This window comes from Pseudomonas putida (assembly GCF_026625125.1).
Classification (GTDB): Bacteria; Pseudomonadota; Gammaproteobacteria; order Pseudomonadales; family Pseudomonadaceae; genus Aquipseudomonas; species Aquipseudomonas putida_X.
In genome coordinates this window covers 933,376-957,744 of record NZ_CP113097.1, presented here as the reverse complement: position 1 = coordinate 957,744, position 24,369 = coordinate 933,376, and the positions used below count along the sequence as shown (strand labels likewise).

The 24,369-nt window shown below is 64.2% G+C and carries 26 protein-coding genes; 14 read left to right on the top strand and 12 right to left on the bottom strand.

The window, feature by feature from the left end; all coding sequences use genetic code 11:
• Positions 1–32: 32 nt before the first annotated feature.
• A complete protein-coding gene (locus tag OSW16_RS04400) occupies positions 33–956 on the bottom strand; it encodes a DMT family transporter (protein ID WP_267821033.1) in 924 nt (307 codons plus the stop codon).
• Between the two features lie 265 nt (positions 957–1,221).
• On the opposite strand from OSW16_RS04400, the gene OSW16_RS04395 reads away from it, so the two are divergent.
• The gene (locus tag OSW16_RS04395; RefSeq protein ID WP_267821032.1) at positions 1,222–2,097 is read left to right on the top strand and encodes an AraC family transcriptional regulator; all 876 of its coding nucleotides are present in this window, start codon (positions 1,222–1,224) and stop codon (positions 2,095–2,097) included.
• On the opposite strand, the gene OSW16_RS04390 is transcribed toward OSW16_RS04395, so the two are convergent.
• The 6 genes from OSW16_RS04390 to OSW16_RS04365 all read right to left on the bottom strand — a co-directional run bounded on the left by OSW16_RS04390 (position 2,094) and on the right by OSW16_RS04365 (position 8,334).
• The gene (locus tag OSW16_RS04390) at positions 2,094–4,484 is read right to left on the bottom strand and encodes a TonB-dependent siderophore receptor (RefSeq protein ID WP_267821030.1); all 2,391 of its coding nucleotides are present in this window, start codon (positions 4,482–4,484) and stop codon (positions 2,094–2,096) included. The genes OSW16_RS04395 and OSW16_RS04390 overlap by 4 nt on opposite strands.
• Positions 4,485–4,580: 96 nt before the next feature.
• Entirely contained in the window at positions 4,581–5,582 is a 1,002-nt protein-coding gene (locus tag OSW16_RS04385) for a FecR family protein (RefSeq protein WP_267821028.1), read from the bottom strand.
• The gene (locus OSW16_RS04380; protein WP_372490468.1) at positions 5,579–6,076 is read right to left on the bottom strand and encodes an RNA polymerase sigma factor; all 498 of its coding nucleotides are present in this window, start codon (positions 6,074–6,076) and stop codon (positions 5,579–5,581) included. Before OSW16_RS04380 ends, OSW16_RS04385 begins: the two co-directional genes overlap by 4 nt.
• Before the next feature lie 55 nt (positions 6,077–6,131).
• Positions 6,132–6,458, bottom strand: a complete 327-nt coding sequence (locus OSW16_RS04375; protein ID WP_267821026.1) for a DUF3325 domain-containing protein — start codon at positions 6,456–6,458, stop codon at positions 6,132–6,134.
• Entirely contained in the window at positions 6,452–8,032 is a 1,581-nt protein-coding gene (locus OSW16_RS04370) for a PepSY-associated TM helix domain-containing protein (RefSeq protein ID WP_267821024.1), read from the bottom strand. The genes OSW16_RS04375 and OSW16_RS04370 overlap by 7 nt, the downstream gene beginning before the upstream one ends.
• On the bottom strand, positions 8,029–8,334 hold the full coding sequence (locus tag OSW16_RS04365; RefSeq protein ID WP_267821022.1) for a DUF3649 domain-containing protein: 306 nt from the start codon (positions 8,332–8,334) through the stop codon (positions 8,029–8,031). The genes OSW16_RS04370 and OSW16_RS04365 overlap by 4 nt, the downstream gene beginning before the upstream one ends.
• A 274-nt stretch (positions 8,335–8,608) precedes the next feature.
• On the opposite strand from OSW16_RS04365, the gene OSW16_RS04360 reads away from it, so the two are divergent.
• Entirely contained in the window at positions 8,609–8,956 is a 348-nt protein-coding gene (locus OSW16_RS04360; RefSeq protein ID WP_241806585.1) for an HPF/RaiA family ribosome-associated protein, read from the top strand.
• A gap of 68 nt (positions 8,957–9,024) precedes the next feature.
• On the opposite strand, the gene OSW16_RS04355 is transcribed toward OSW16_RS04360, so the two are convergent.
• Together OSW16_RS04355 and OSW16_RS04350 are read right to left on the bottom strand one after the other, a co-directional pair.
• Positions 9,025–9,435: a response regulator gene (locus OSW16_RS04355; RefSeq protein ID WP_267821020.1), complete on the bottom strand. Its 411-nt coding sequence runs from the start codon at positions 9,433–9,435 to the stop codon at positions 9,025–9,027.
• A gap of 55 nt (positions 9,436–9,490) precedes the next feature.
• Positions 9,491–9,667 (bottom strand): Flp family type IVb pilin, encoded by a 177-nt coding sequence (locus OSW16_RS04350; RefSeq protein ID WP_267821018.1) that lies wholly within the window; start codon positions 9,665–9,667, stop codon positions 9,491–9,493.
• Positions 9,668–9,962: 295 nt separating this feature from the next.
• Between OSW16_RS04350 and cpaB the strand changes: the two genes are divergently transcribed.
• The 8 genes from cpaB to OSW16_RS04310 are packed head-to-tail and all read left to right on the top strand — an operon-like array spanning position 9,963 to position 17,386.
• Positions 9,963–10,910: a Flp pilus assembly protein CpaB gene (cpaB, locus tag OSW16_RS04345; RefSeq protein ID WP_267821016.1), complete on the top strand. Its 948-nt coding sequence runs from the start codon at positions 9,963–9,965 to the stop codon at positions 10,908–10,910.
• A 17-nt stretch (positions 10,911–10,927) separates the two neighbouring features.
• On the top strand, positions 10,928–12,187 hold the full coding sequence (locus OSW16_RS04340; RefSeq protein WP_418942029.1) for a type II and III secretion system protein family protein: 1,260 nt from the start codon (positions 10,928–10,930) through the stop codon (positions 12,185–12,187).
• The gene (locus OSW16_RS04335; protein ID WP_267821014.1) at positions 12,184–13,374 is read left to right on the top strand and encodes a pilus assembly protein; all 1,191 of its coding nucleotides are present in this window, start codon (positions 12,184–12,186) and stop codon (positions 13,372–13,374) included. Before OSW16_RS04340 ends, OSW16_RS04335 begins: the two co-directional genes overlap by 4 nt.
• Positions 13,371–14,627, top strand: coding sequence for a CpaF family protein (locus OSW16_RS04330; RefSeq protein WP_267821012.1), 1,257 nt, complete (start codon positions 13,371–13,373; stop codon positions 14,625–14,627). Before OSW16_RS04335 ends, OSW16_RS04330 begins: the two co-directional genes overlap by 4 nt.
• Positions 14,624–15,505: a type II secretion system F family protein gene (locus OSW16_RS04325; RefSeq protein ID WP_267821010.1), complete on the top strand. Its 882-nt coding sequence runs from the start codon at positions 14,624–14,626 to the stop codon at positions 15,503–15,505. The genes OSW16_RS04330 and OSW16_RS04325 overlap by 4 nt, the downstream gene beginning before the upstream one ends.
• A 2-nt stretch (positions 15,506–15,507) precedes the next feature.
• Positions 15,508–16,395 (top strand): type II secretion system F family protein, encoded by an 888-nt coding sequence (locus OSW16_RS04320; RefSeq protein WP_267821008.1) that lies wholly within the window; start codon positions 15,508–15,510, stop codon positions 16,393–16,395.
• A 10-nt stretch (positions 16,396–16,405) separates the two neighbouring features.
• Complete coding sequence (locus tag OSW16_RS04315; RefSeq protein WP_267821006.1) at positions 16,406–17,107, top strand: tetratricopeptide repeat protein; 702 nt, start codon at positions 16,406–16,408, stop codon at positions 17,105–17,107.
• A gap of 15 nt (positions 17,108–17,122) precedes the next feature.
• Positions 17,123–17,386, top strand: a complete 264-nt coding sequence (locus OSW16_RS04310) for a DUF3613 domain-containing protein (RefSeq protein WP_267821003.1) — start codon at positions 17,123–17,125, stop codon at positions 17,384–17,386.
• Positions 17,387–17,402: 16 nt separating this feature from the next.
• Here the strand turns inward: OSW16_RS04310 and OSW16_RS04305 are convergent, their stop codons facing one another.
• Positions 17,403–17,837 carry a prepilin peptidase gene (locus OSW16_RS04305; protein ID WP_267823877.1) on the bottom strand — a complete coding sequence of 145 codons (435 nt, stop codon included), beginning with the start codon at positions 17,835–17,837 and terminating at the stop codon, positions 17,403–17,405.
• Between the two features lie 75 nt (positions 17,838–17,912).
• Between OSW16_RS04305 and OSW16_RS04300 the strand changes: the two genes are divergently transcribed.
• Together OSW16_RS04300 and OSW16_RS04295 are read left to right on the top strand one after the other, a co-directional pair.
• On the top strand, positions 17,913–18,353 hold the full coding sequence (locus tag OSW16_RS04300; protein WP_241806575.1) for a TadE/TadG family type IV pilus assembly protein: 441 nt from the start codon (positions 17,913–17,915) through the stop codon (positions 18,351–18,353).
• Positions 18,350–20,995, top strand: coding sequence for a PAS domain-containing sensor histidine kinase (locus OSW16_RS04295; protein ID WP_267821001.1), 2,646 nt, complete (start codon positions 18,350–18,352; stop codon positions 20,993–20,995). Before OSW16_RS04300 ends, OSW16_RS04295 begins: the two co-directional genes overlap by 4 nt.
• Here the strand turns inward: OSW16_RS04295 and OSW16_RS04290 are convergent.
• Positions 20,980–22,935 (bottom strand): pilus assembly protein TadG-related protein, encoded by a 1,956-nt coding sequence (locus OSW16_RS04290; protein ID WP_267820999.1) that lies wholly within the window; start codon positions 22,933–22,935, stop codon positions 20,980–20,982. The genes OSW16_RS04295 and OSW16_RS04290 overlap by 16 nt on opposite strands.
• Positions 22,936–23,108: 173 nt before the next feature.
• Between OSW16_RS04290 and OSW16_RS04285 the strand changes: the two genes are divergently transcribed.
• Positions 23,109–23,399, top strand: coding sequence for a DUF3509 domain-containing protein (locus tag OSW16_RS04285; protein ID WP_241806572.1), 291 nt, complete (start codon positions 23,109–23,111; stop codon positions 23,397–23,399).
• A 3-nt stretch (positions 23,400–23,402) separates the two neighbouring features.
• Here the strand turns inward: OSW16_RS04285 and OSW16_RS04280 are convergent, their stop codons facing one another.
• A complete protein-coding gene (locus tag OSW16_RS04280; protein WP_267820997.1) occupies positions 23,403–23,873 on the bottom strand; it encodes a phosphate-starvation-inducible protein PsiE in 471 nt (156 codons plus the stop codon).
• A 227-nt stretch (positions 23,874–24,100) separates the two neighbouring features.
• On the opposite strand from OSW16_RS04280, the gene OSW16_RS04275 reads away from it, so the two are divergent.
• A complete protein-coding gene (locus OSW16_RS04275; RefSeq protein ID WP_267820995.1) occupies positions 24,101–24,364 on the top strand; it encodes a YebG family protein in 264 nt (87 codons plus the stop codon).
• Positions 24,365–24,369 lie beyond the last annotated feature (5 nt).

Genomic DNA, 24,369 nt, shown 5'->3' with positions numbered 1-24,369 from the left:
AGTCTTAGCCATGCTGCAAATACGCGCACCTGTCATTTCTGACAGTTGCCAATGCCCCCGCCAACATGCAACACACCAGCAGCCACGGGCCTTGGCTTGCGAAACACCAGCACGTTACCCGCCATCACCGCGACCATCCCGAGCAACGCAGGGGCTGTCCATTGATAGCCTTCGGCAAACGCCGACACATTCAGCGCCACCAGCGGGAACAGCACCGTGCAATATGCAGCGCGCTCCGCGCCCATGCGCCCGACCAACGTCAGGTAGGCGGTGAAGCCGATCACCGAGCCCGGTATCACCAGGTACAGCAGCGAGCCGACATAGCGCGTGTCCCACTCCATCGCAAAGGGAATACCGCTGATCAGGCAATACACGGACAACAAAGCGGCCCCATAGACCATCCCCCACGCATTGGTGGTCATGGGCTTGAGGCCGGCTTTCTGCTGCATGCTCGACAACATGTTGCCTGCCGAGAAGCACAGCGTACCGAGCAAGGCCAGGCCGAGGCCATAAAGCGTTTCGCGGCTTGCCGCATGGTGCGACAACTCCGGCCAGAACAGCAGGCCCAACCCCAAAAGGCCAAGCGCGCCGCCAGCGAGTACGTTGCTGGCGACCCTCTGCCCGAAGAAGATCCGTGCGTTCAGCGCATTCCACAATGTGGCAGTGGAGAACACCACGGCGATCAGGCCACTGGCAATCCACTGGCTGGCGGTGAGGAAACACATGAAATTGACGCAAAACAGGCACAGCCCCTGCGCCAGACACAACAGGTGACCGCGCCGATTCATTGGCTGCAGGCGGCGGGTAAGCAGCAGGATGGCGAACAGGATCAGGCCAGCCAAGGCAAAGCGGTAGACGATCGACACCGGGATGGCGACTTCGCCCAATTGCAGTTTCAGAGCGATCCAGGTGGTACCCCAGATCAGGACGGTGAGCAGGTACAGGGAAAGGTTCATGGGGGGTTCCTTAGGCATACGACCTTGCATTGCGGGGCACCATGCGGCCCATCGCCGACAAGTTGGCCTTCACAGGTTCGCCGCCGTGCTTGGAAGCGGCACTGGTGGGCGCTGGCTTGCCGGCGATCGAGGGCGCAGCCCTCGCCAGAGCCATCAGTGTTCGCTTCGGCCAGTGCTGTGCGCTTGCACAAACTTGCGCTTTTCAACGCCCAGGGAGCTGCCACCTCGGCGCATCGGCAGTACGATGGCAACAGAGGAATCGCCCATGACCCCACTGAACCAGCTGCACGTATTCAACGCCATGCATGCCTCGCCCCACGCCAGGCTGGAACTGAGCGCGCACCTGGGCGATGGGCTGGCCGCGGCACTGTGGAGCAACCGTGACGACGCCCGCGACTACCAGGCGCCCAGTCACCACACGCTGTCGTGCTACATCGCCCACGGCACGGGCACCTTTCGCCGCCAACGCCCCGCCGACAAAGGGGCACCGGGCAAACTGTGCATCATGCCGGCCGGCCACGAGTCCAACTGGGTGGTCAATGGGCAGCTGCGCCTGGCGCACCTGTACATCAGCGAGGTGCAGTTCGCCCTGGGCTGCGTGCGCCTGCTCGACCGGGAACCGCGGGAGATGCAACTGCAGGAAGCGACGTTTCTCGACGACCCACGGCAGTCGATGCGTTTTCGCCAGTTGATCAGCCTGGCCTGGGAGGAGCCAGGCGAGCGCTTGCTGGCCAGCAGCCTGGCACACGAGATCGTCGATCACGCCGTGCTCAGCCAAGTGGGGCCGCGCCAGGGGTTACGCCTCAAAGGCGGGTTGGCACCGAACCTGCGCCGGCAACTGGTGGACTACATCGAGGCACACCTGGATCAGCCCCTCACCCTCGGTGAGTTGGCCGTGCGTTGCAACCTCTCCGAGTATCACTTCGCACGCATGTTCCGCACCAGCTTCGGCGTGCCACCGCACCAGTATCTGCTGGCCCGCCGGTTGTATCGGGCCTGCCAGCTGCTGCGCCTGGGGCAGTTGCCGTTGGGAGACGTTGCGTTGCTGTGCGGGTTTGCCAGTGCCAGCCATTTCAGCAATCGCTTTCGCCAGGCAGTCGGCGCGACACCTGGCGATTATCGCGCCGCCTTCAGCCACTAGAACTCAAACGTACTCGACAGGCTCACCTGGCGTGCATCACCTATGGCGACGAAGTACTGGTTGACCGCCGAGCTGTAGTACACCTTGTCGAACAGGTTCTTCACGTTCAACTGCAGGCGCACGTTGTGCTCGTCCAGCTTGGTCTCATAGGTGGCGAAGGCATCGGCCACGGTGTAGCTGGGCAAGTCGAAGGTATTGGTCGAGTTGCCCGGGCGCTCGCCGACATAACGGGCTCCGGCACCGAAACGCAAACGGTCGCCGCCGAACAGGCTGCCGAAGTCGTACACCGCCGACAACGAGCCACTGTGCCTGGCCACGTTCTGCAGGCGGTTACCCTCGAGGTCTGGGTCCTTGGTCACCTTGGCGTCGGAGTAGGCATAACTGCCGATCAGGCTCCAACGCTCACTGAGCTGCCCGGTGAGGTCGAGCTCCACCCCTCTGGAACTGACCTCGCCCGCATTGCTGTAGACCGTATCGCCGGTACCGCTGTCGAAGTTGGCGACCAGCACGTTGCGTTTGGTGATGTCGAAAAGCGCCAGGGTGCCGGTCAGGCTGCCGGGCATGTCGAGCTTGGCCCCCAGCTCCCACGATTTGCCCTCTTCGGGCGCAATCGACGAATCCAGCACCACGCCGCCGGTCAGCGGGGCAATGCTGGAGTTGGGCTTGAACGACTCGCTGTAACTGCCATAGAACGACAACTGTTCATCGACCTTGTAGACGATACCGGCATGCGGTACCCAGGCCTGGCCACGGGTGTCGGTATTGGCCTTGAACGGCCGGCCGCGGCCAGCGTATTGGTCGTACTGCTGAAAGCGTGCGCCGGCCACCAGTATCCAGTGCTCATCCAGGTGCACTGCGTCCTGCAGGAACAGCGCGTCGGTGCGCAGCTTGTCGGTCTGGTCACTGTCGCTGGCGCGCACCGTGCTCCCCTCCACTTCCTGGCCGTAGACCGGGTTCACATAGCTGAAGGAGGACTGCGCGCTCTGCCGAATCAGGTCGCCGCGAAAGACCTTGCGGTCTTCGTGATCGATGCCCATCAGCAGGTCATGCTGCATGCCGGCCAGCTCCAGGTTGCCAGTCAGGCTGAGGGTGGCGAACTGGTCGCGACTCATGGCGTTGTGGGTGCCATCGATGCTGCGTGTGAGCGTGCCCTTGGTTTCGTTGACACCGGTCACGCGCACCTGGCTGGCGTCGTAAGTCTCGCGGTTGAAGCTGTAGCCAACGTGCAGCTTCCAATCGTCGGCCAACTGGTGATCGACCTCCAGGCGATACAGGTCGGAGCGGCCTTCCATGTCGTTGAAGGGTTCATCCAGGCGGCGCGTGGCCGGAATGTCCAGCGGGTGGCCGTTGCTGCCGAAGGCGGTGCCCCGGTCGAACGGGTAGAGAAATTCACGGTGCTCGTAGGCCAGCACCACCTGGGTGTCCTCGCCAAGCCAGGCCAGCGACGGCGCCACCAGCGATTCGCGGTGCACGCCATAGTTACGCCAGTAATCCTCGTCTTCATGGTCGACGATCAAGCGGTAGGCGAAGTGGCTGTCGCCCAGTGCCCCGGTGCTGTCGAAACCGCCGCCGCTGCCATTCTTGCCGCTGCCGTAGGTCGAGCCGCGCACGTTCAGGGCGTTGTACTGCTGCAATTGCGGGCGCTTGCTGACCACGTTGATCACCCCGCCCGGGTCCTGGATGCCATAAAGCAGCGAAGCCGGCCCCTTGAGTACCTCGACCCGTTCGGTACTCGCATTGAGGCTACGCCCCTGCACCACGGGCATGCCGTCGCGCATGATCGAACCGTCGCGGTTGTCGCCGAAGCCGCGCTTCATCACCGTGTCGGAGGTGCCACCGAAATTGTTGCCCTGGGTGATGCCGCTGACGTTGGCCAGGGCATCATCCAGGTTGCGCGGGGCCTGGTCGCGAATGACCTGGGCCGGGACCACGTTGATGGCTTGGGGGATGTCCTGGGACGGGCCCTGGCCACGCATGATCGAGGCGCTGGCCGGCGGCTGGTAGCTGTAGGTGTCCATCTGCGAGGTCACCGTGGTGGCCTGCAGGTTGAGCGCACCGGAGGTGTCCACAGGTTCGAGCGTCAGCGTGCGGGCGTCGACCCGGCGCCACGTCAGGCCAGCGTTGCCCAGCAACTGCTGCAGCGCCTGTTCGGCACTGAACGTACCCTGCAGGGCCGGTGCCTGCACGGCAGGCAGTTCCAAGGTGTAGACCACGCTCTGGCCGGTGGCGCGGCTGAAGGCACTGAGCGCCAGAGGCAAGGGCTGGCTCGGCTGGGCGAACCTGTGCAGTTCGAGCTGTTCGGCGGCGAAGATACCAGGGGCAGCAGCCAAGGCCGAAAGCGCAGAAAGACCAAGCCAGAGGGGGACGCAACGGTGGGTGAACTTCATGGACGCTGACCTGTGAGAGGGTGATGACTGCGAATGAATCGCACTTCCACTCATTACACGGATGTCACGTCCTGTTACCTCACCCGCTTTTGAAAATTATTTTCCCGCGACCGACACTTGCCGGATGACCGTCAACCGGCCGAGAACCGTCTGCCGCGAGAACCCCATCACCTTGCCCAGCGAGTCCAGCGCCGCCAGTGGCTCGCGCACCGGGAAACTGCCGCTGACCTTGCGCTGCCCCAACTCGCTGTCGAGCAGCACGATCCGCCCCGGGTAATAGCGCCCCAGGTCTTCGATCACCTGCGCCAAGGGCGCCTGGTAGTAGTTGACCCAGCCTTGGCGCCAGGAAAGACGGCTGTCGCTGTCCACACGCGCAGTCTCACCCGCCAGGCCTCGGGCATAGGCCAGTTGCTGGTTGGCCGTCAGCTCACGGGCGGCTTGCCCTTGAGCCGGCGTGACCGCCACTCGACCGTTGCGCACCGTGACCTGTGCACCCTCGGCCTGCTCCCGCACTTCGAACTCCGTGCCCAGCACCCGCACCTGGCCCCCCGCCGCCTGTACCACGAAGGGCTCACCGGTGTGCGTGACCTTGAAGAATGCAGCGCCATGCAACAGCCGCACCTGGCGCTGCCCGTGCTGGAAATCGACAGCAATGGCACTGCCCGCGTCCAGCGTCACCTGCGACTGGTCAGCCAGCGTCACCTGACGGATGGCGTGCGTGCTGCTGAAATCGGCCTGCAGGTCCTGCAGCCAGTACCCCGGGTGCCAGCCCCCCGCAACACCCACGGCCAGCACCAGGCATGCCGCCATAGCCAGGGCGCGGGCGCGGCGCCAGCGCGCCGGGACAGGCGCCTTGGCCATGGCATCCAGGTATCGCTGCAGGTCTGCGTATTCTTCCTCGGCCAGGCGAGCCGCCGGCGCCGCGGTCTGGTGCCACAGCGCCTGGGCCTGGGCATAGGCTTCACGGTGCCTGGGGTCGGCCAGCAACCAGCGCTTGAACGCCACACTCTGCGCAACCTCAGGCTGCTCGTTGATCGTGGCCAGCCAACGCAGCGCTGCTTGCGACGGGTCAGCAGTGGTCAAGTCTGAACGGCTCATCGACGGGCGCTCCCTGGCCTGGGGATCGGGGGCGCGGGCTCGGCAACACTGGCTTTGCACGCTTGGAGGGCGCGCATCATATGCTTTTCCACGGCACTCTGGGACAGCTGCATGGCCTTTGCGATCTCGCCATATGTGCAGCCGTGTATACGGTTGAGCAAAAAGATCTGCCGGGTTCGCTCAGGCAAGGCGCGCAGCGCCGCTTCGATGCGCTGCAGGTCATGGTTGACCTCCAGGGCCTGCTCCGGTGCCTGGGCCAGGCATTCATCCAGGGGCAGCGACGCTTCGGCGATACGCTCGCGGCTGCCTTCACTGCGCAGGTGGTCGATGGCCAGATTCCCGGCGCAGCGCAGCAGGTAGGTGTCCAGCGCCTCTACCTTGACCTCGGGGCGCCGCCAAAAGCGCAAGAACAGCTCCTGGACCAGGTCCGATGCCGTGGCGCGGCAGCCCACTCGCCGGCTGACCAAGGCTTCCATGCGTGCGCGCTGGGCCATGAAGACCTGCACGAAACGCGCGCGGGTGCCGTCGCTGTCAGGCTCGATCAAGGCATCATCCGCCAGACAGGATCAATAGCGGGCCCACTATCAGGCTGATCGCCGCCAGCCCCAGCAGCACGCGCGGCTGGTAAGGCAAGGCGAAGACCCACAGGGTCACCCCGGCCATCGACACCGCGACCCACTCCACCAAGCCATGCGCCCACCCACGCAGGTGCACCGACAGCGCCAGCGATGCCAGCAGCAACGACCAACCCGCCACGCGCAGGCCACGCAACTGGCCAGCAGCAGGCTTGCGCCCCAGCAGATCCTTGAAGTGCCTTTCCATCGCCAGGCACAAGGCAGCAAAGCCGGCGAAACCAATCAGGGCGACGCTCAGCATCCATTCACCTCGACCGTTTCAGCCGTTGCCTTGGCCACCCGGGGCTCACGCTTGGCCACAGCCTTCGGGGCACGTAGCATCTTGCCTGCGGCCCAGGCCAGGAACAGACCGGTGCCCAGTGCCGTGAGGTCCAGCCCGGCCATGGCCCAGTCGCCGGCGGCCAGGCTGTGGTTCAGGCCCTGGCCGGTGGTCAGTGCATTGAGCAACGGCAGCAGGGCAAAGGCCAGCGCCCCAAGCCCCAACTGCTCGCCCCAGGCGCGACGCCCGGGGCGCAGCACGGCATGTACCAGCGACAACAGCCAGACTACGAAGAACGTGTTCACCTCCCATTCCGCCCGGCCTTGCAGCGCGGCAGGCAGCACGCGGTTGGCCCAGAAAAAGCCGGCCACCGCGAGCAGCAGGCCACTGATGCTGGCAATGTTGAGCACCTCGACCAGGCGCAGCTCGGCGGGCATGCGTTCGCGCTTGGCGTGCTTGAGCTGGCGCTTGCCAAGCCACATCACCAGGCCCGTGCCGATGACCGCAGTACCGGCCACCCCGAACACGAAGTACAGCCAGCGCAACCAGGGCCCGGCGAAGTTGCCCATGTGCAGGCCGACGAAACTGAACGAGGTCATCATTGCAGCGCTTTCCGGTGCCCCTTGGCTCAGCAGTTCGCCCGTGCTGCCGTCGAACATCCAGTTGGCGCTGCGCTTGTAGGCGATGCTGTCGGCCGAAGCCTGGGCGAAGCTCACGCGAGCGTTGCGGTCGCCCGGGTTGTGGACCTGGATGTACCCCATGCGGGCTCCGGGGGCCTGCGCCTGAACCTTGGCATACAAGCTGGCCAACGGCACCAGTGGCGCAGCGACGTTGGCCACCTTGGGCACGTCCTCACGGCCGAACAAGTCGTTGAAATAGCCGTTGGTATTGCCCCCATAGCTGGCCATGATGCTGGCCGGCATCACCATGTACATGAAGATCACCAGGCTGCTGTAACTGATCATCAGGTGGAACGGCAACACCAGCACACCGATGGCGTTATGCCCGTCCAGCCACGAGCGCTGACCCTTGCCGGGGCGGAAGGTGAAGAACTCTTTGAAGATCTTCTTGTGGGTGATGATCCCGGTGACGAGGCCGAGCAACATGATGAAGGCGCAGAAGGTCGCCAGCCAGCGCCCCCAGGGATAGGGCATCTGCAGCTGGAAGTGGAAGCGGTAGAAGAATTCGCCGCCGCGGCTGTCGCGGGCCTCTACGGGTTGCCCGGTCTGGGCGTCGAGTTGCTTGCTGACAAAGCCACGGCGCCCGCCATCTGGGTCACGCCAACCGACGCTCAACGCGGCTTTGCGCTCGCTGGGCAAGCGGATCATCCAGTTGTCCGAATGTGCCGCGTTGGCCTCCAGGTAGCGCTGAGCCAGGCCCAGGCTCGCCACCGGGTCGAGTGCGTGGCGGCGGACTTCAGGCTGTGTCCAGTGGCTGATCTCTTCCTTGAAATACGACAGCGTGCCGGTCAGGAAGATAGCGAATAGCAGCCAGCCGAAAATAAGCCCGGTCCAGGTGTGCAACCAGGCCATCGCCTGGCGGAAACCGTCCTTCATGGATGTCCCATCCAGTAGGCGAACCCGCTGATCAGAGCCAGCAGCAGGCTCGGCAGCAACACGCCCAGCCAGGCAAGCGCGGCGCTGCGACAGGCGAAACACCAGATGAAGGCCAACAGGTAGAAGACGAACGACAACATCATGCCGGTCATGGCCGCGTCGACTTGCGGCAACGGCGCCAGCAGGGTGATGCAGACGCTGGCCATGGACGCCAGCAGGTATCCGCCCAGCACCGCAGCCAGGCAGCGAGAGGTCACGGCCAGGCGGTAGCTCAGGGGCAGTCCGGCGGCATTGCGCTTCATGGCGGAGGTCCGGGAAACGATGGGGTAGCAATAGTAATGATTTCAATTCGCATAAGCAAAGTCTGAAAGGCCACAGGGTTTTGAGCAGGCCTTCGCTCGTCAAGGGCAGCCCAGTTGCCTTTGCGATGCCAATTGCAACAGAACATTTATTTTCACGAAGGGCTTGAATTCAGGCTTCGGTTGCCTGACCTTAGAGTCAAGAGGCGAAGCTTTACCAAGGGCCTCAAGGGCCTAGGCACGCCTCCATGCGAGCAAGCTGAATAAGGATTGAATCATGCAAATCCAGGTCAACAGCAGCAACCATATCGAAGGCAACATCCGTCTCAACGAGTGGGTCCGCAGTACGCTGCAAACCACGCTCGAACGTTACGAGGAGGACCTCACCCGCATCGAGGTGCACCTGCGCGACGAGAACGGCGCCAAGCCCGGGCCGCATGACAAACGCTGCCAGATGGAGGCTCGCCCCAAAGGCCATCAACCGATTTCCGTGACCCATACCGCCGCTTCGCTGGACCAGGCCGTGGATGGGGCAGCCAGCAAGCTGAACAATGCGCTGGATCATTTCTACGGCAAGCTGCGCAGCAAGCGCGGTGTACTGGAGCTCAATGACCCTGACGCCTGATCCTTGCCAGTAACCAGAACGCCCGGCCATGTGCCGGGCGTTCTCGTTTCTGCTCTCGCTGCGTGGAGTCAGTACTTGGCAACCTGCAACAACGGTTGCGGGAACAGGTTGTCCAGTGTCTCCAGCAACCGTGCGTAATAGATGGGCTTGCGGAAGAAATCCAGCACCTGCAGGCGCAGCAGGTCGCTGAGGTCGTCTGCACCGGCGTGGCCCGACATGACGATCACCGGCAAATGCTGGCGGGCCGTATGGTCGCGTAAGCGCTGGATCAAATCGATGCCGCTTTCCTCCGGCATACGCAGATCAGTGATGACCAAGGCAACGTCCGGATACTGGGTGAGCAGTTGCAGTGCAGCTTTCACCGAGCCTGCGGTATGGCAGTAGTACCCCTCGCTCTCGAGGAGTTCGGCCAACTCAAGTAGATGCTCTTGCTCGTCATCGACCAGAAGAATCTGCTGACGCGAGGGCGAGTTCTGCATGTGCGGCTCCTGGACACCTGGCCCGGTGAGGCGTTGAACATCATTGGGTTAGGGATTAAAGAGCCCCCTGGATCGCGGTGAACATCGCCGTGATCTGGGTCGAGATGGGCGTGACGAAACCCGCCAGCACCACCGCCACCATCGCCGCGATGACCGCGTACTCGATACCCGAAGCGCCGTCTTTGCGACGCAGGAAGTGTTTGCAGTGAAGGACGACCTGTTTCAGCAACATGACCAGCTCCTTGCGGCGACATCGCCGGCGACAATGGTGTCAAAGTGACCCCTGTTTGCCATCAAAGGATTGCCAAGCTGGCGCCGTCCGCAAATATAAAAAAGCATTAGTCATCAGGTAATAATCCAAAAGCATTAAAGCCGTCGATTTCATCAACTGATTGTTTTAATTGGTTTTACATTCAGGCGTGAAAAAAACGCGAGCGGCTAATGGCGAATGGCAATGGGTGGGCTACCGTGCAATAGCGAAATAGTAACTTTTTGCCACCACCCGAACATGTGCACGGAGGCCAGACATGAGCAGTCGCTTGACCATGATTCTGGCTGCAGTTTTCCTGATCGGCGCACTGCTGGCAGGCTATTGGGGCGTGGTGCTCAGCCGCCCTGCTGCACCACCCCAGCCAGTCGCCCCTGTCGCCGAACAGCCGGCAGCCGTGGTTGCCGCGCCCACCCCAAAACCGCCCGAGCCCCAGCGCTTCCCTGTCGTCGTGCTGCGCAAGGCGCTGCCGGCCAATACGCCTCTGACTGCAGACGACGTGCTGCTCGAGCGCTTGCAGGTGGTGCCTGACGGGGCCTTCCAGCACGTAGACCAGGTGATCGGACGCAGCAGCGCCAGGCCACTGGCGGCAGGTAGCTGGCTGGACGAATCGAGCTTCCAGCCTGGCGGACCGCTGGCACGGATGATCCGCGCCCACGAACGGGCCGTGGCGGTCGGCGTGGACGAAGTGGTCGGCGCAGCCGGGCAACTGTACCCAGGTGATTTTGTCGACGTGCTGCTGTACCTGCGCGAAGAGGCCAACAACCCACAATCCTCGGCCCAGGTGGTGTTGCCGGCCCTGCGCGTGCTGAGCGTCGGCGAACAGATGGGCGTTGCCAATGACGGGCGGCCGGCACTGACCGCCGAGGAACTCAAGGCCCGACGCGAACAGGCGCGCCCAAGCAACCCGGCCAGCACCCACACCGTGGTGCTGGCAGTTCCTGAAGCCTTGGCCAGCCGCCTGATGCTGGCAGCCCAGGTCGGCACCCTGCGCCTGGCCGTGCGCAGTGCCGCCGAGCAGCGGCTGGCCCGCTACTGGGCCGAAGCGGAAAGCAAGCCTCAGGTAGAAACCATCAACCGCGAACTCTTTCGGTTCAGCCAGCTTTCCCAGGCCCCGTTGGCCAAAACCGCCTCAAGCGCTGCAGCCGTTGCGAGCATGCAGATCATCCGTGGCGCACAGGCCGCGGACGCCAACAAGACCCCCTGACAAGGCAAGGATGCAGCATGCGCAGTTCCGAGCGTTGCAGTGCAAAACGGTTCGCCAGCCACACATGCCTGGCCTTGCTCATGATGGCGCTGTTGCCGCACGCCAATGGCGCCAGCAAAGGCTGCGAAGCCTTTGCCCAACTGCCTTCAGTGATCGAAATCGATCAAGGCCTACAGCAAGAATTACGCTTGCCGCTGGCAATCACCCGGGCTGCCGTCGGCGACCCCAACGTTGCCGATGTGCAACCCAGCGGTGACCGCGCCGTACTGGTGACCGCCGTGGGCCAGGGCAATACCACACTCATGCTGTGGACGGCCTGCGCCCCCGCGCCACACCGGGCCATGCTGTTCGTCAACGGCCAGGCCAGCGCCGCCATGGCCGAAACGGGCCTGCCACCGTCGCTGGATCCGGCGTTGCCGAGCCAGGTGCAGGCCGATATCCGCTTCGTCGAGGTGCGCCGCACCAAGTACAAGGAAGCCGGCGCCCGCCTGTTCTTCAGCGGCTCGAACAACAGCCTGATCGGGTCGCCGGGCACCGTGCCAGGCACATCGGTGACGCCGGGCGCCGTGCCTGTCACCTCGCCGCAGATCCCGCTCAACGACGGCGTGTTCAACATTGTCTGGGGCGGCGGCAGCAGCCGTTTCCTGGCAGCCATCAATGCACTGGAGAACAGCGGCTTCGCCTACACCCTGGCGCGCCCCAGCCTCACCGTGCTCAGCGGCCTGACGGCAAGCTTTCTGGCCGGGGGCGAGATACCGATCCCGGTGCCCAGCGCTGGCAGCGACAACTTTTCGATCGAGTACAAGGAGTTTGGTGTGCGCCTGGCCCTGACGCCGACCGTGATCAGCCGCGACCGCATCACCCTGAAGGTAGCGCCTGAGGTCAGCGAGCTGGATTACACCAACGCGGTGACCATTGCCGGCACGAGCGTACCGGGGCTGAGCATACGGCGCACCGATACCAGCATTTCCCTGGCCGATGGCGAGAGTTTCATCATCAGCGGCCTGGTCGGCAACAACACCCGTTCGGCGGTGGACAAGCTCCCCGGGCTGGGCAACCTGCCGATCCTTGGCGCGTTTTTCCGGCAATCGGCCCTGGTACGTGAGGAAACCGAGCTACTGATGATCGTCACCCCGCATCTGGTTCAACCGCTGGCGGCCAATGCCCGCCTGCCGGAACTGCCCGGTGAAGGGTTGCGCACCTACGACCCCAGCTGGGGCCGGCTGTTCTTCATGGAAAACGGCAACTTCGATGGCCAAAGCGGGTTATCACGATGAACGAGAGCCTCAACCAGACCTTTTTGGGCATCACCCGCAACGAAGAAGACCTGCAGTGGCTGCAGAGTGCGCTGGCACCCCAAGGCCAGGTGATCGGTGCCAGTGGCGGCAGCCTCGACGAGCTGCTGGCGCTGATCAATGCGACGTTCAGCACCTTGGTGTTCATCGGCCTGGACCGTGAGCAACTGGTCAACCAGTGCGCACTGATCGAAGGCGTGCTCGAGGCCAAGCCGCTGCTTGCGATCGTCGCCCTGGGTGATGGCATGGACAATCAGCTGGTGCTGCACGCCATGCGTGCCGGGGCTCGCGATTTCGTCGCCTACGGATCGCGGGCCAGTGAAGTGGCCGGGCTGGTCCGGCGCTTGGGCAAACGCATGCCCACCGTCACCAACAACCCCAGCCTGGGCGGCCTGACCGTGCTGTACGGCGTGCAGACCGGTGCCGACGGTGCGCTGCTGACCACGCATCTGGCGCGGGTGGTCCAGGAAAGCGGCCAGCAGACCCTGCTGCTGGACCTGGGCATGCCACGTGGCGACAGCCTGGCGCTACTGGGGCTGGAGGCGTCGTTTTACTTCGGCGATGCCCTGCGCCACCTGCGCCGGCTCGACACCACCCTGATCGACAGCGCTTTCACCCGCGACAAGAAAGGCCTGCGCCTGCTGACCTTCGCCGAAGATGACGAACCTCTGCGCAAGACCAGTGCCGCCGAGCTGTACATGCTGCTCAGCGCACTGCGCCAGCACTTTCAGCACATCGTCGTGAACCTGACCGGGCATGCCGACAGCGAGGCCCTGCGCACCATCATCAGCCATTGCGACAAGCTCATCATCTATACCGACCAGAACATCCTCGACTGCCGGCGCAACCTCGAAGTGCTGGAGCTGTGGCGCGATAATGGCATCAAGCTGGAGCATGCCAGCCTGCTGGTCGACCGCTACCTGAGCAATGTCGCGCCGGATGCCGAGAGCCTGGCCAAGCGCTACGGCCTACCCCTGCTCAAAGTCATGCCTGACAGCCCCGAAGTCCGGCTGAACGTGAAAAACCAGGGCCTGAGCCTGTTCGAGCTGGCACCGCGGGAAAACCTGACCCAGGCCCTGCGCAGCCTGGGTGAGCGCTTGGCGCAGCGCTCGGAGAACCTTGCGCCACCGGCCTTTACCTGGCTGCGCCGGCTATGGGGTAGCAAATGAACGGCGACCAACCCTTCGGCGGCCCTCACCATGCCTCGGGCGACCCGTATGCGCTCAAGCGTGCACTGCACCGTTTTGCCATCGATGCCATCGAAGACAGCGGCCGCAACCTGCTCGAAGGCGCGCGCCCGGCATTGACGCAATTTGTCCTGGAGCAGGTGGGCGATTACGTGGCCCGCCTGCGCCTGGCGATGTCACGCTATGAAATGGAGCGCCTGGCCGAAGAACTGGTCGATGAGCTGACTGGGTTCGGGCCGCTGGAGGTGCTGCTGCGTGATGCCAGTGTCACCGAAATCCTGGTCAACGGACCGCACAGGGTGTTCGTCGAGCGCGGCGGGCAACTGCAACAGACTGACCTGCGTTTCATCGATGCCCACCACGTCGAGCGCGTCATGCAGCGCATCCTCGCACCGCTCGGAAGGCGCCTGGATGAATCGTCGCCGATGGTCGACGCGCGCCTGCCCGACGGCAGCCGGGTCAATGCGATCATTCCACCGGTGGCCTTGGACGGCCCCTGCCTGTCGATCCGCAAATTCCGCCAGGACATGCTCAAAAGCGCCGACCTGCTCGCCACCCGTGCCATCGACCAACCTATCTTCGACTTCCTCGAGCGCGCCGTGGGCCGGCGCTGCAACATCCTGGTCAGCGGCGGCACCGGCACCGGCAAGACCACCCTGCTGAACATCCTCAGCCAGATGATCGCCCCACGCGAGCGCCTGGTGACCATCGAAGACGTCGCCGAACTGCAACTGCACCATCCCCACGTGGTACGCCTGGAAACCCGCCCGCCAAATGCCGAGGGGCATGGCGAGATCAAGGCCAGCGAGCTGATCCGCAATGCCCTGCGCATGCGCCCGGACCGTATCATCCTCGGCGAAATCCGCGGTACCGAGGTGCTGGATGTACTCACCGCGATGAACACCGGCCACGATGGCTCGATGAGTACGGTGCACGCCAACACCGCGCAGGACGCCTTGCTGCGCCTGGAAACCCTGGTTGGCCTGAGCGGGCGGCAAATCGCCGAGAAGACCTTGCGGCAGATGATCTGCGCGGCACTGGACGTGGTGATCCAGCTGGCGCGCCTGCCCGACGGGCGCCGCTGCGTCAGTGAAATCCTGGAAGTGGTCGGCGTGCGTGATGACGTGTACGTGACCAGCACACTGTTCCGCCTCGACCGCCGCGGTGGCGACGTGTTTCTACGGGAGGCGCCGAACCCTGCGGGGAGCAAACTGCGCCATGAAGGTGTGCAATGACCGGCCCCCTGCTGCTGGCGCTGGCGCCCCTGTTGCTGGGCGTCTCCCTGATGCTGTTTCGCCTGGGCCTGTACAAGCGCAGCGAACAGCGCATTCTCCAGCGCCTGGGGCGGGCCTTTGAGTTGGCCCGCAGCGCCAACGCACGGCGCGACTGGCTTGAGCCGCTCTTGCAACGGGCCGGGCTTGGCGCCACCGACTGGCAACCGCAGCGCTGGCTGCTGGCCTGGCTGGGCCTGGCGCTGGTGGCGCTGCTGGGCGCCGGGTGGGTGGCCGCGCTGATGGTGCTGGTGAGCCTGCCGCTGCTCGGCTATTTCACCCTCAGCTGGCTATGCCGGCGGCGTGTGCAGCAGCTTGTCGCGCAACTGCCCGCACTGCTGGACTACAGCGTGCGCAGCCTCAAGGCCGGGCGAACCCTCAATGATGCGCTACTCGGTGGTATCGACGGCTCGCGCGAGCCGCTGCGCTCGACCATGACCCGGGTACGGCGCAGCGTGCAGCTGGGCGTACCGCTGGACGATGCGGTCAACGAACTGGCCGAGCTCTACAACCAGGATGAGTTGCGCCTGTTCGCCATGGGGCTGCGCATCAACCAGCGCTACGGCGGCAACACCAGCGAGCTGATGGAAAACCTGATCAAGCTGATCCGCGAGCGCGAACAAGGCAGCCGCCAGCTCAAGGCGATGACCGGCGAAACCCGCATCACAGCGATGATCCTTGGCGCCTTGCCGCTGTGCATGGTCGGCTACTTCCTGATGGCCAACCCGCAGTACCTGCTGACCCTGTGGCAAGACAGCGGCGGCCAGATGATGTTGCTGCTCGCCTTCGCCCTGCAGGTGGTCGGCTGCCTGGTGCTGTGGCGCATGATGAGGAGCCTCTGACCATGGCCTTGTTGCTCTGTGCCGTGTGCCTGTTCATCGCCGCCGGCTTGCTGGGCTTGCAGGCGGCCCGTCAGCTGCGTGCCCGTTACCTGGTCACGCGCAGGCTGCAGGGGCGGCTGGCGCGCGAGGAGCGCCTGGGGAACTGGCTGCACTGGCTGGGCAACAGCCCCCTGGGGCAGCGCCTGCAGAAACTCGACGGTGAAACCCAGGCCCTGCTCGACCGGGTCGGCTGGCGCCGCAGCCGCCAGCGGGCGCTGTTCGCTGCCATGCAACTGGGGCTGCCGCTGGTGGCGGTCGTCCTGACCTTGATCCTGCAGCACGCCGCGCTGGGCGGTGCGGGCACACACTGGCTGGTCTGGCCGCTGTTTGCCTTGGGTGCCAGCTACCTGTTGCCCAAACGCTTGCTGGCCATGGCCGCCCGGCAGCGCCAGCAACGGATCGCCCTGGAAGTCAGCCTGATGATTCCGCTGCTGCGTATTCTGTTCGAGACAGGCCTGGCCGTAGAGCAGGCGTTGCGGGTACTGAGCCAGGAAGGCCAGGCGCTGCTCCCGGAAATCAGCGAAGAGCTACGCCTGGTGCTGCAACGGGTGGACTCGGGCCTGGCGCTCGGCCCGGAACTGGACAAGACCGCACGCCTGTTGGCCGTGGATGAATTCATCGATACCTGCGTAATCCTTCAGCAGTTGCTGGTACAGGGCAGCGGCGCGATGAAGTCGCTGCTCGCACTCAAGGATCTGCTCGACGACCGGCGCCTGACACGCATGCAGGAGCGGGTTTCGAAGATGTCGGCAAAGATGTCGGCGGTGATGATGGTATTTCTCTTCCCGGCACTGCTCATCGTCCTGGCCGGGCCGGGTTTTTCCGCCTTGACGCGGGCCTTGGGGCCCTAGGGAGTAACGGATGAAAGCGACCCTGTTGTTCACCGGCCTGCTAGTGCTGACGGGCTGCGCCGGCCAGCAGCCTGGCGGGCTCGGGCAGTGGTTCGGCACCTCAAGCTGCGCTAAGCCGGACGCCGACCAGCAACTGGCACTGAACCTGGCGGACGAGATGCTCAACGATGGCCGCCCGCACGCCAGCCTGGCGCACCTGGAGCAGTTGCCCAACACCCTTGACCAGGTACGCTTGCGCAAGGCCAGGGTCTCGCGCCTGCTGGGGCGCAGCGAAGCAGAACCGCTGTACCGCAGCTTGCTCGGCGGCTGCCTCGCGGCCGAGGGTGAGCATGGCCTGGGCCAGCTCGCCTCGGCCCGCGGCGATGACGTGCAGGCCTTGCAGAACCTGCAGCGCGCGGCACGGCTGGCACCGACCGATGAGCGCATTCGCAATGACCTGGGTGTAGTGCTGATGAACCTGGGCAGGTATGAACAGGCACGCTTCGAATTCCTGACCGCCATCGAGCTCAAGGAGGACAACTCGCTGCCCGCCGTCAACCTGGTGACCTTGGCGCTGCTGCAAGACAACTGGCAGCAAGCCACCGACCTGGTCGGCCGCCTGCGGCTCAAGCCGGCGCAGTTCGCCCAGGCCCAGGCCCGCGCCAGCCAGATCAAAGCCACCGGGCGCGGGCCGATAGCCTCGGCCGGTGGCGAACGTGTGATGGTCAACTGAGCGAAGGAGAAGGTCATGATCAGGTATGTGATGCTGCTGGCCTGCTGCACCGGTTTCTCCACGACCTGGGCAGAGGATTACCCACGCCAGCAACCGCCTGCGCAAACGGCGACCGAAGCGCTGCTGCGGGTGCAGTCCAGTGGCGAACAGGCGTCCAACCGACTGCAGGTGCAGACGGCGCGCGAGCGCGACCTGTCCAAGCAGCGCTGGCTGGAAACCTACAAGTACGCCATTCCGGATTTCTATCGCTGGACCAAGGTGACCGAGTCCAACAACTGACCGGGCCAGGGCACGCTCAGCGCAGGCACACGCAGGCCAGCAAAAAGCCCACCAGCACGAAGGGCGCAAATGGCTGGGTTTCAGGCGCCTGCCCTGCCCTGCGCCGCGCCCAGCGTCGCAACAGCGCCCAGATCAGCATGCAGCCCCCGGCACCGATGAACGTACCGAGCACGTAGGCCTGGCTGGTGGCCAACCCCAGCGCGCCGAGCAACTTGACGTCGCCGGCACCGAAACGCCCCATCATGTAGCCAGGCAATGTGAGCAGCAACACGATCACCAGTGCCCAGCCGGCATCACTGGCCCGGGCGCCGATCCAGCTGTGCCCGGTAGCCACCAGCCATACCAGCGCACAGGCTGCCACCCCCAGGGTCAGAAGGTTGGAAATCTGCCGTTCGCGGACATCTTGCCCGCTGCACAGGGCAAGCCACAGCAGCAAGGCGATACTGGATATTGGCAATTGGCCATCCCTGTTCGTCGAAGGCTTCTATGCTGTAACTCAGGACTCCTCGTCAGGGTAGACGCAATCATGCAAGCAGGCCCGCCAGCACGGCAAAAAGGCGCAGCAGCCATCGAGTTCGTCGCCGTCTTCATGATCTTTTTCACCGTGTTCTACGGCCTGGTCAGCTACACCCTGCCAATGCTGATGCTGCAGTCGTTCAACCAGGCCAGCAGCGAGGCCGTACGCCGCTGCGTGGCCCTGGACCCGAGCAGCGAAAGCTATGACGACGATGTGCAGGCGCTTGCCCACGCCGTGATCCGTGAGCAGTTGGCCTGGATGCCCGAGGCACTGGACTTCCAGCCGGCCGATGCACAGGTGAGCGTGGATGATGACAAGCTGCTGAAAGTGACGATCAATTATCCGAAAAGGAAACTGCACAACGTATTGCCGATGCTGGTGATACCGCTGATTGGCGAAGTGCCCCGCTTGCCTGAGAGCTTGCGGGCCGAAGCGAGCCTGCAACTGTGAGCGGCCTGTTCGATCGCTGGCTGGGCAGCCCTGCCGCAGAGCCTGCCGCGCAGATGCCGCAGGCGGTGGGCCTGCAGGTGTGGCTGGACGATCACGGGCACGTGCTGCGCCTGGCCGGGCCCTTGCGCACGCTGCTGGCCGTACCTGGCCACGCCCAGGCGCGAATACACGACTACCTGTATCGGCACAGCTGGCTGGCCCTCGAAGGTGTGCCTGCCGATTGGCAAGGGCAAGCGCTGGATCTGGATTTTCCCACCGTGCACGGCCACGCCCTGCAGACCCGCGGCTGGCTGCAACACCAGGCGATCGGCTGGATGCTGCAGCTGTTCGATATCAGCGACCTGCTGCGCCAAGGCGCTCAGCAGGAGCAGTGGCTGACCCAGCGCCAGCTGGCCGCAGAGGTCGGCCAGGCCGTGCGTGACTGCAGCGAAGCGTGGCTGACGCAGACGACCGCCGAGCAACTGCTGCGCCTGGCCGAGCACTGGCACGCCGGCTCGGTACGCCTGATGTTGGTGGACCAAGCGCGCTGGCGCGCCTATACCTGCAGCGAAAACGACTGGCCTTGGCCCGATGACCAACGCCTGCAGCCGTGGCTGCAGGCGCTTCCCGCCCACTTTCAGCAGGTCGCGCCGGACTTGCCGCACTGGCGAGCGACGTGCGCTGGGTTACCGCTGTTCCTTGTGCCTTACAGCCACGGCCATGAGGTTCAGGCCTGGTTGCTGTGTGCGGGCGCGCCGTCGGTACCTGCGCCCGAGGCGGCCAAGGCGCTGTTGCAAGCCTTGCTCGAACCGCTGCTGGCGCGCCTGCGGCAACACCAGTTGCAGCAGCGCTCGCGCCATCTGGACGAGTTGCAACAGCAACTGGGCGCAGGCTGGTGGCAATGGCCCGGGCAAGGGCTGCTGCAGTTCGATCCAACCCTGGCCGCCAGCCTTGACCTGCCTGCTACGGTAAGCCTCGAGCAATGGCTGGCGCGCCTGCATCCGGCTGATCGGGAGGCCGCGCAAATGGCCCTGGAGCAACTGCGCCACGGTGCTGCATTGAGCCTGAACGTGCGCCTGCTCGCAGCCGACAGTGCTGCCGCGCCGCGCTGGCTGCACTGGGTCGGGCAGTTGCACGGCGGGCAGGGGCAAGGCTTTGTGCTCGACATCAGCGCACTGAAAGCCCAGGAACTTCAGGCCAGCGCCGCGCGCGTCCGGCTGGAGAACCTGATCGCCAGCTCGCCTGCGGTGATCTATATCCAGCGCTGTAGCGAGGGCGCGCTGCACAGCGAATTTTTCAGCGCCAGCCTGACGCCGATGCTGGGCTGGCCCAAAGATAGCGAACTGGCGCGCCAGCCAGGCCAGGCGGTACACCCGCACGACCAGGCACTGTGGCTTGAACGAACACGTACGCTGCTGCGCGATGGCCAGGTACGCAGCCGCTATCGCCTGCGCGATCATCTGGGTGGCTACCACTGGGTGCTGGACGAAGCCCGCCTGTTGCGTGACGACCTCGGCCAGCCGGTCGAGGTGGTCGGCCTGTGGCTCGATGTCAGCGAAGCGACCGAAGCTGCCGAGCGTGTGCGCCAGAGTGAGGAACGCTACCGGGTACTGGTGGAGGATTCACCCGCGATGATCTGCCGCTACACCCCGGACCTGCAATTGCTGTTCGGCAACCGGCCGCTCGCCGACCAGCTGGAGTGCGCCCCTGAGCAATTGCGCGAGATGAACCTGGGCCAATGGATGTCAGAAGCCCAGCGCCTTGCATTCCTGCAGCGCCTGGCCGCGCTGACCCCCGAGCAGCCGCTGGGCAGCGCGGAGATCTGCCTGCAACTGCCAGGGCACAGGCATGCCTGGTGGGTGTGGGCCGAGCGTGGGTTGTTCGATGAGCAGGGCCGGCTGCTGGAAGTGCAGGCAGTGGGGCGCGACAACACGCAGGTCAGGCAAAGCCAGCAACAACTGATGCAGGGCGCGAAGATGGCCACGCTCGGTGAGTTGGCGACAGGGCTGGTGCATGAAATCAACCAGCCGCTGAACGTGATGCGCCTGGCCATCGCCAATACCCTCAAGCGCGTGGAAAGCGGAGTGCTCGACGTCGAATACCTGCAAGGCAAGCTGCAGCGCATCGATGCACAGGTGGGGCGTGTGGCCAGGCTGGTGGAGCATATGCGCACCTATGGGCGGCGCTCTGCGCTTGAGCACCAGGTGTTTGCGGCGTGGACGGCGGTGGATGGCGCCATAGCGTTGCTGGGTGAAGGGTTGCGCAGCAAAGGTGTCGCCTTGCAGATCGAAGCGCCGGACTTCTGCCCGGAGGTGCAAGGGCATGAGGACCAGCTCGAGCAGGTGCTGATCAACCTGATGGTCAACGCCCGGGATGCGTTGCTCGAGCGTCAGGTGGTCAGCCCCCGAATCGGCATCTGCCAGCGTATCGAGCAAGGGCAACTGTGCCTGCAGGTGGACGACAACGCCGGGGGTATCGACCCGCGTCTGATCGCGCGTATCTTCGAGCCGTTCTTCACCACCAAGCCTGCGGGCGTGGGTACCGGGCTGGGGTTGTCGGTGAGCTTCGGCATCGTCGAGGCCATGGGTGGCAGGCTCGAAGCGCTCAATGGGGCTGACGGCGCCTGCTTCCGGGTATTGCTGCCCATCTACAACATCAACTGAGCTCGGCCGGTGGCGCAACTGAGGTTGGCGCCGACGTCAGTATTGACCAGGTCGATTCCCAGCACCTTCAACAGCACATTGACCAAGGGGTCGAGCAGCGGGCTGAGCAGCCCGCTTATCAACGGTTCGATGATGCCTTTGACCGTACCGAGCACGTTACCGGCAATCACCAGCACCTCGCCAAGGCCACTGTTGGCAGTGGGTTTGAAGGCCTGGAGCTGGACGCCCAGCAAGGTATCGCTGAGGCTGCCGACCACATTGTCATTGGCGGGGCGCATGTTCATGTAGGCCGCGGGCTGGCCGATGTTGGGCGGTTCGCTGCCCGGCCCCTGGAACAGCAACGGGTGCTCTACCGGGCCACTGCCCAGCAGTTTGCTGTCGACCCGCAGGCCAAGGCCACCACCGGCGTAAGGTATTCGGCTTTGGCAGGTGCCGAGTATCAGCAACTTGGTGCAGCGCTTGGTGCCGATATCGACCAATGGCAGGGCCTTGACTGCGGTCGTGCCGGAGGTGAAGAACGCATCCGCGGATTCGAAGCGGCCCACCGCCAGCTTGGCGGCAGCGCTCTGAGCCTGAACGGTCAAACGCTTGGGCGAGCACCTGAACGTGTCAGGGGACTGCGGGTCGAGGCGCGCCGTGGCTTCGGCGACCTCAAGGCCAATGTCCAGCTCAAGCCTGTCTGGCACGAGCATGATGTCGGTGACAGTGCACGGCACACCCAGCAGACACAGCACCGACTCCAGTGTCGACGCCAGGTTCAGGCTGAGCAGGTTATTGAGCACGTTGGTCAGCGGCGAGACAAGGTCGAGCACCGCATTGGCCAAGCCGAAAACCCCGCTGAGCAGCGGCAGGTCGAGGGAAATCATCGCCCGTACCTGAGCCGTGTGAACCCTCAGTTCATCCGTACGCGGGTCGCCGACCGCCGAGACCTGTTGCGGCTCGATCACCTTCAGCCGCACCCGCCCGTTGACCAGGCCGAGCACGCTGAGCGGCAAGTCGGCGGTGGCTGCGCTGTCGCTCGCCGCCAGCTGGATCACCCCCTGCACCAGCTGCAGCAGCTGGATGCTGGCGTCCAGCCCTGCTTGGGCAGTACCGTTCTGAACATCGAGAATCTCGCCCAGTTGCAGCAAGGTGCTGTTGCCGGCACCCAGGGCGACCTTGCCCAGGTTGATGACGACATCGGCGGCGGCGCCGCTTTGCTCAAGCACCTTGACCGCCGCTTCCAGCAATTGTGTGGCGGTGGCGTCGGCATTGACTAGCTGCTGGTAGTCGCCGACGGTCAATTGCAGGTCGACAGCCAACTGGTCGAGGTAATCGAGCAGGTTGAGGTCGGTTGCGGCGATGCCGTTCCAGCCCGCCAGGCCAAGCTGCACGTTGCCACCCAAGGCGCCGAGCAAGCCATCGAGCAACACCGACTGTTGCGAGTTCACCGTAGCCAACGTAGTGCGAATGCTCAGCATGGCCTGTGGCGGCGAGGGTTTCGATGCCACAGCATGGGCCTGCAAGGTCGTGGTCAGCGGCACCTCCCCCCCTTGGGTCAGGAGGTAGATGCCGGCGGCGAAACTGGTGGTGACGGTGTTGCTGACATCGACCCTTATCGCTTCGTTACGGGTGTTGTCATGGGTGAAGGTGCGCAGGCTGTTGGCACCGGTCTGCAGGTAACCGCAGCTGGCCACCACCGGGCTGCCGGGCGTGTGGCCGTTGCGGGCCGCGGCGATGCTGGCGATGGCCGTGGCCTGTGGGCCATTGCCGGTGCACACGGCAGACTGGCCAGCAGCCTCCAGCGCGGCCATGTCGGCGATACGTTGCAACTTGCGCTGCTCAAGGTAAAGACGGCCGCTGTCCACCGCTACCAGCATGAGCAGCAAGGCCAGCGCCAGTGTGGTAACCGCCATCAGGCCGATCGCGCCACGCTGCCGGGCAGCGGAAGAGGGAACCACGGGCACTCCTTTGCAGGCCAGAGGCCAGCCATCGCGGCTTTGGTCAAAAGAGTGTAGCCACACTAGTGGCTAATTGCCTTGCCCTGTTGATGCCAGGCTACCGATCAAATGTCCTGAACCAACCCGGCACCTACCCGGTCAATTCCTGCAATCACCTATTGCAGGCCCAGACCATGAACAATCCATTCGAGCAGATCAGCGCCGCCTTCGCCCCCGAGTACCGCGTCAACCTGAGCATCGAGCGCCTGGACGGCAGCATCATGCTGACCTTGTCCGATGATGCCGGCGTGGTCGCCAAGCGCCTGATCACCCAGGCCCAGCGCAACGACCCGGTGCGCCTGCAGCGGGTCATCGACAGCATCCGCCTGGGCCTGGCCATCGAACTGGGGCAGAACCCTTTGCAGGTGCTGGCCGCCCTCACCCGCGACCCACGCCAGCAGCCAAGTCACGCCATCGCCAACTGACGGCTACTTGCCGTCTTCCAATGCCTTGCCATTGGCGTCCAGCACCTTGGTCGAGGGGTAACGGTAGGAGGCGTAGCGCACCACCAGGATCGAAAACGCCAGCAGCAGGATGCCCCCGCACAGGTACAGCAGCCCCTCATCCGGCGCCTTGTGGTGCGACACATCACCGATCAGCAGGCGCGTCAGCGCGGTGATCGCCACATACAGCAGGAAGCGGATAGGCATGTGGTTGGTCTTGAAATAGATCCCGACCATCGCCCCGAGCTCCAGGTAGATGAACAGCAACAGAATGTCATCGACGCTGATGCCACCCTTGCCGAGCATGTCCAGGAACGTCATCACCGCCGCGTAGGCGGTAATGGCGCCGATGCCGAACAGGGCAAGGTAGTGGAACCCTTCTACACACAGATTGCCCAGCGAGTCGGCCGAGCCGTGCAGGCCCTTGCGCAGCTTTTCTGCCCATTTGATGTTCACGATGTGCGATTCCCCGATACGACATGAAGGATGGTGCGTCACGCATGTGACGCTTGTGCCATGCAGTTAAAGGGCCAGGCCCCTGCTTTGGAAGGCGGCCAATTGCCGCAAGGCACCTGTGGGCTACGCTTTTTTGCGGCAAGGGTTGCACCTGAGGTGCGATTGCCATTACTGTATGCGCATACAGTAATCGTTCAACCAACCGCAAAAAGGCACAGAGGTGATGAATGGCCGTCGAAGTGGTGTACCGCAGCAGCCGCGACCCGGAGCGCTTGTTCATGGATAAGGCCGAAGCAGATCGTCACGACAAGATGCTCGAACTGGCCGAGCGCCTGGCCGAGGTGCTGCAGAAGGCGGTGCCTTCGCTGTCCGAGCAGCAGGTCGAGGAAGCCGGCATTTACATGGCGAAGAACCGCGACGTGTTCGCGCGGGCATTCAAGAGCCAGCCGGACGCCTTGAGTGAGTTGTTGGACACTGACGCTGCCCAATGATCTGC

Excerpts from the sequence above, each read along its gene's own strand:
- OSW16_RS04400 (WP_267821033.1), bottom strand. The coding sequence starts at position 956 with ATGAACCTTTCCCTGTACCTGCTCACCGTCCTGATCTGGGGTACCACC.
- OSW16_RS04395 (WP_267821032.1), top strand. The coding sequence starts at position 1,222 with ATGACCCCACTGAACCAGCTGCACGTATTCAACGCCATGCATGCCTCG.
- OSW16_RS04390 (WP_267821030.1), bottom strand. The coding sequence starts at position 4,484 with ATGAAGTTCACCCACCGTTGCGTCCCCCTCTGGCTTGGTCTTTCTGCG.
- OSW16_RS04385 (WP_267821028.1), bottom strand. The coding sequence starts at position 5,582 with ATGAGCCGTTCAGACTTGACCACTGCTGACCCGTCGCAAGCAGCGCTG.
- OSW16_RS04380 (WP_372490468.1), bottom strand. The coding sequence starts at position 6,076 with ATGGCCCAGCGCGCACGCATGGAAGCCTTGGTCAGCCGGCGAGTGGGC.
- OSW16_RS04375 (WP_267821026.1), bottom strand. The coding sequence starts at position 6,458 with ATGCTGAGCGTCGCCCTGATTGGTTTCGCCGGCTTTGCTGCCTTGTGC.
- OSW16_RS04370 (WP_267821024.1), bottom strand. The coding sequence starts at position 8,032 with ATGAAGGACGGTTTCCGCCAGGCGATGGCCTGGTTGCACACCTGGACC.
- OSW16_RS04365 (WP_267821022.1), bottom strand. The coding sequence starts at position 8,334 with ATGAAGCGCAATGCCGCCGGACTGCCCCTGAGCTACCGCCTGGCCGTG.
- OSW16_RS04360 (WP_241806585.1), top strand. The coding sequence starts at position 8,609 with ATGCAAATCCAGGTCAACAGCAGCAACCATATCGAAGGCAACATCCGT.
- OSW16_RS04355 (WP_267821020.1), bottom strand. The coding sequence starts at position 9,435 with ATGCAGAACTCGCCCTCGCGTCAGCAGATTCTTCTGGTCGATGACGAG.
- OSW16_RS04350 (WP_267821018.1), bottom strand. The coding sequence starts at position 9,667 with ATGTTGCTGAAACAGGTCGTCCTTCACTGCAAACACTTCCTGCGTCGC.
- cpaB (WP_267821016.1), top strand. The coding sequence starts at position 9,963 with ATGAGCAGTCGCTTGACCATGATTCTGGCTGCAGTTTTCCTGATCGGC.
- OSW16_RS04340 (WP_418942029.1), top strand. The coding sequence starts at position 10,928 with ATGCGCAGTTCCGAGCGTTGCAGTGCAAAACGGTTCGCCAGCCACACA.
- OSW16_RS04335 (WP_267821014.1), top strand. The coding sequence starts at position 12,184 with ATGAACGAGAGCCTCAACCAGACCTTTTTGGGCATCACCCGCAACGAA.
- OSW16_RS04330 (WP_267821012.1), top strand. The coding sequence starts at position 13,371 with ATGAACGGCGACCAACCCTTCGGCGGCCCTCACCATGCCTCGGGCGAC.
- OSW16_RS04325 (WP_267821010.1), top strand. The coding sequence starts at position 14,624 with ATGACCGGCCCCCTGCTGCTGGCGCTGGCGCCCCTGTTGCTGGGCGTC.
- OSW16_RS04320 (WP_267821008.1), top strand. The coding sequence starts at position 15,508 with ATGGCCTTGTTGCTCTGTGCCGTGTGCCTGTTCATCGCCGCCGGCTTG.
- OSW16_RS04315 (WP_267821006.1), top strand. The coding sequence starts at position 16,406 with ATGAAAGCGACCCTGTTGTTCACCGGCCTGCTAGTGCTGACGGGCTGC.
- OSW16_RS04310 (WP_267821003.1), top strand. The coding sequence starts at position 17,123 with ATGATCAGGTATGTGATGCTGCTGGCCTGCTGCACCGGTTTCTCCACG.
- OSW16_RS04300 (WP_241806575.1), top strand. The coding sequence starts at position 17,913 with ATGCAAGCAGGCCCGCCAGCACGGCAAAAAGGCGCAGCAGCCATCGAG.
- OSW16_RS04285 (WP_241806572.1), top strand. The coding sequence starts at position 23,109 with ATGAACAATCCATTCGAGCAGATCAGCGCCGCCTTCGCCCCCGAGTAC.
- OSW16_RS04275 (WP_267820995.1), top strand. The coding sequence starts at position 24,101 with ATGGCCGTCGAAGTGGTGTACCGCAGCAGCCGCGACCCGGAGCGCTTG.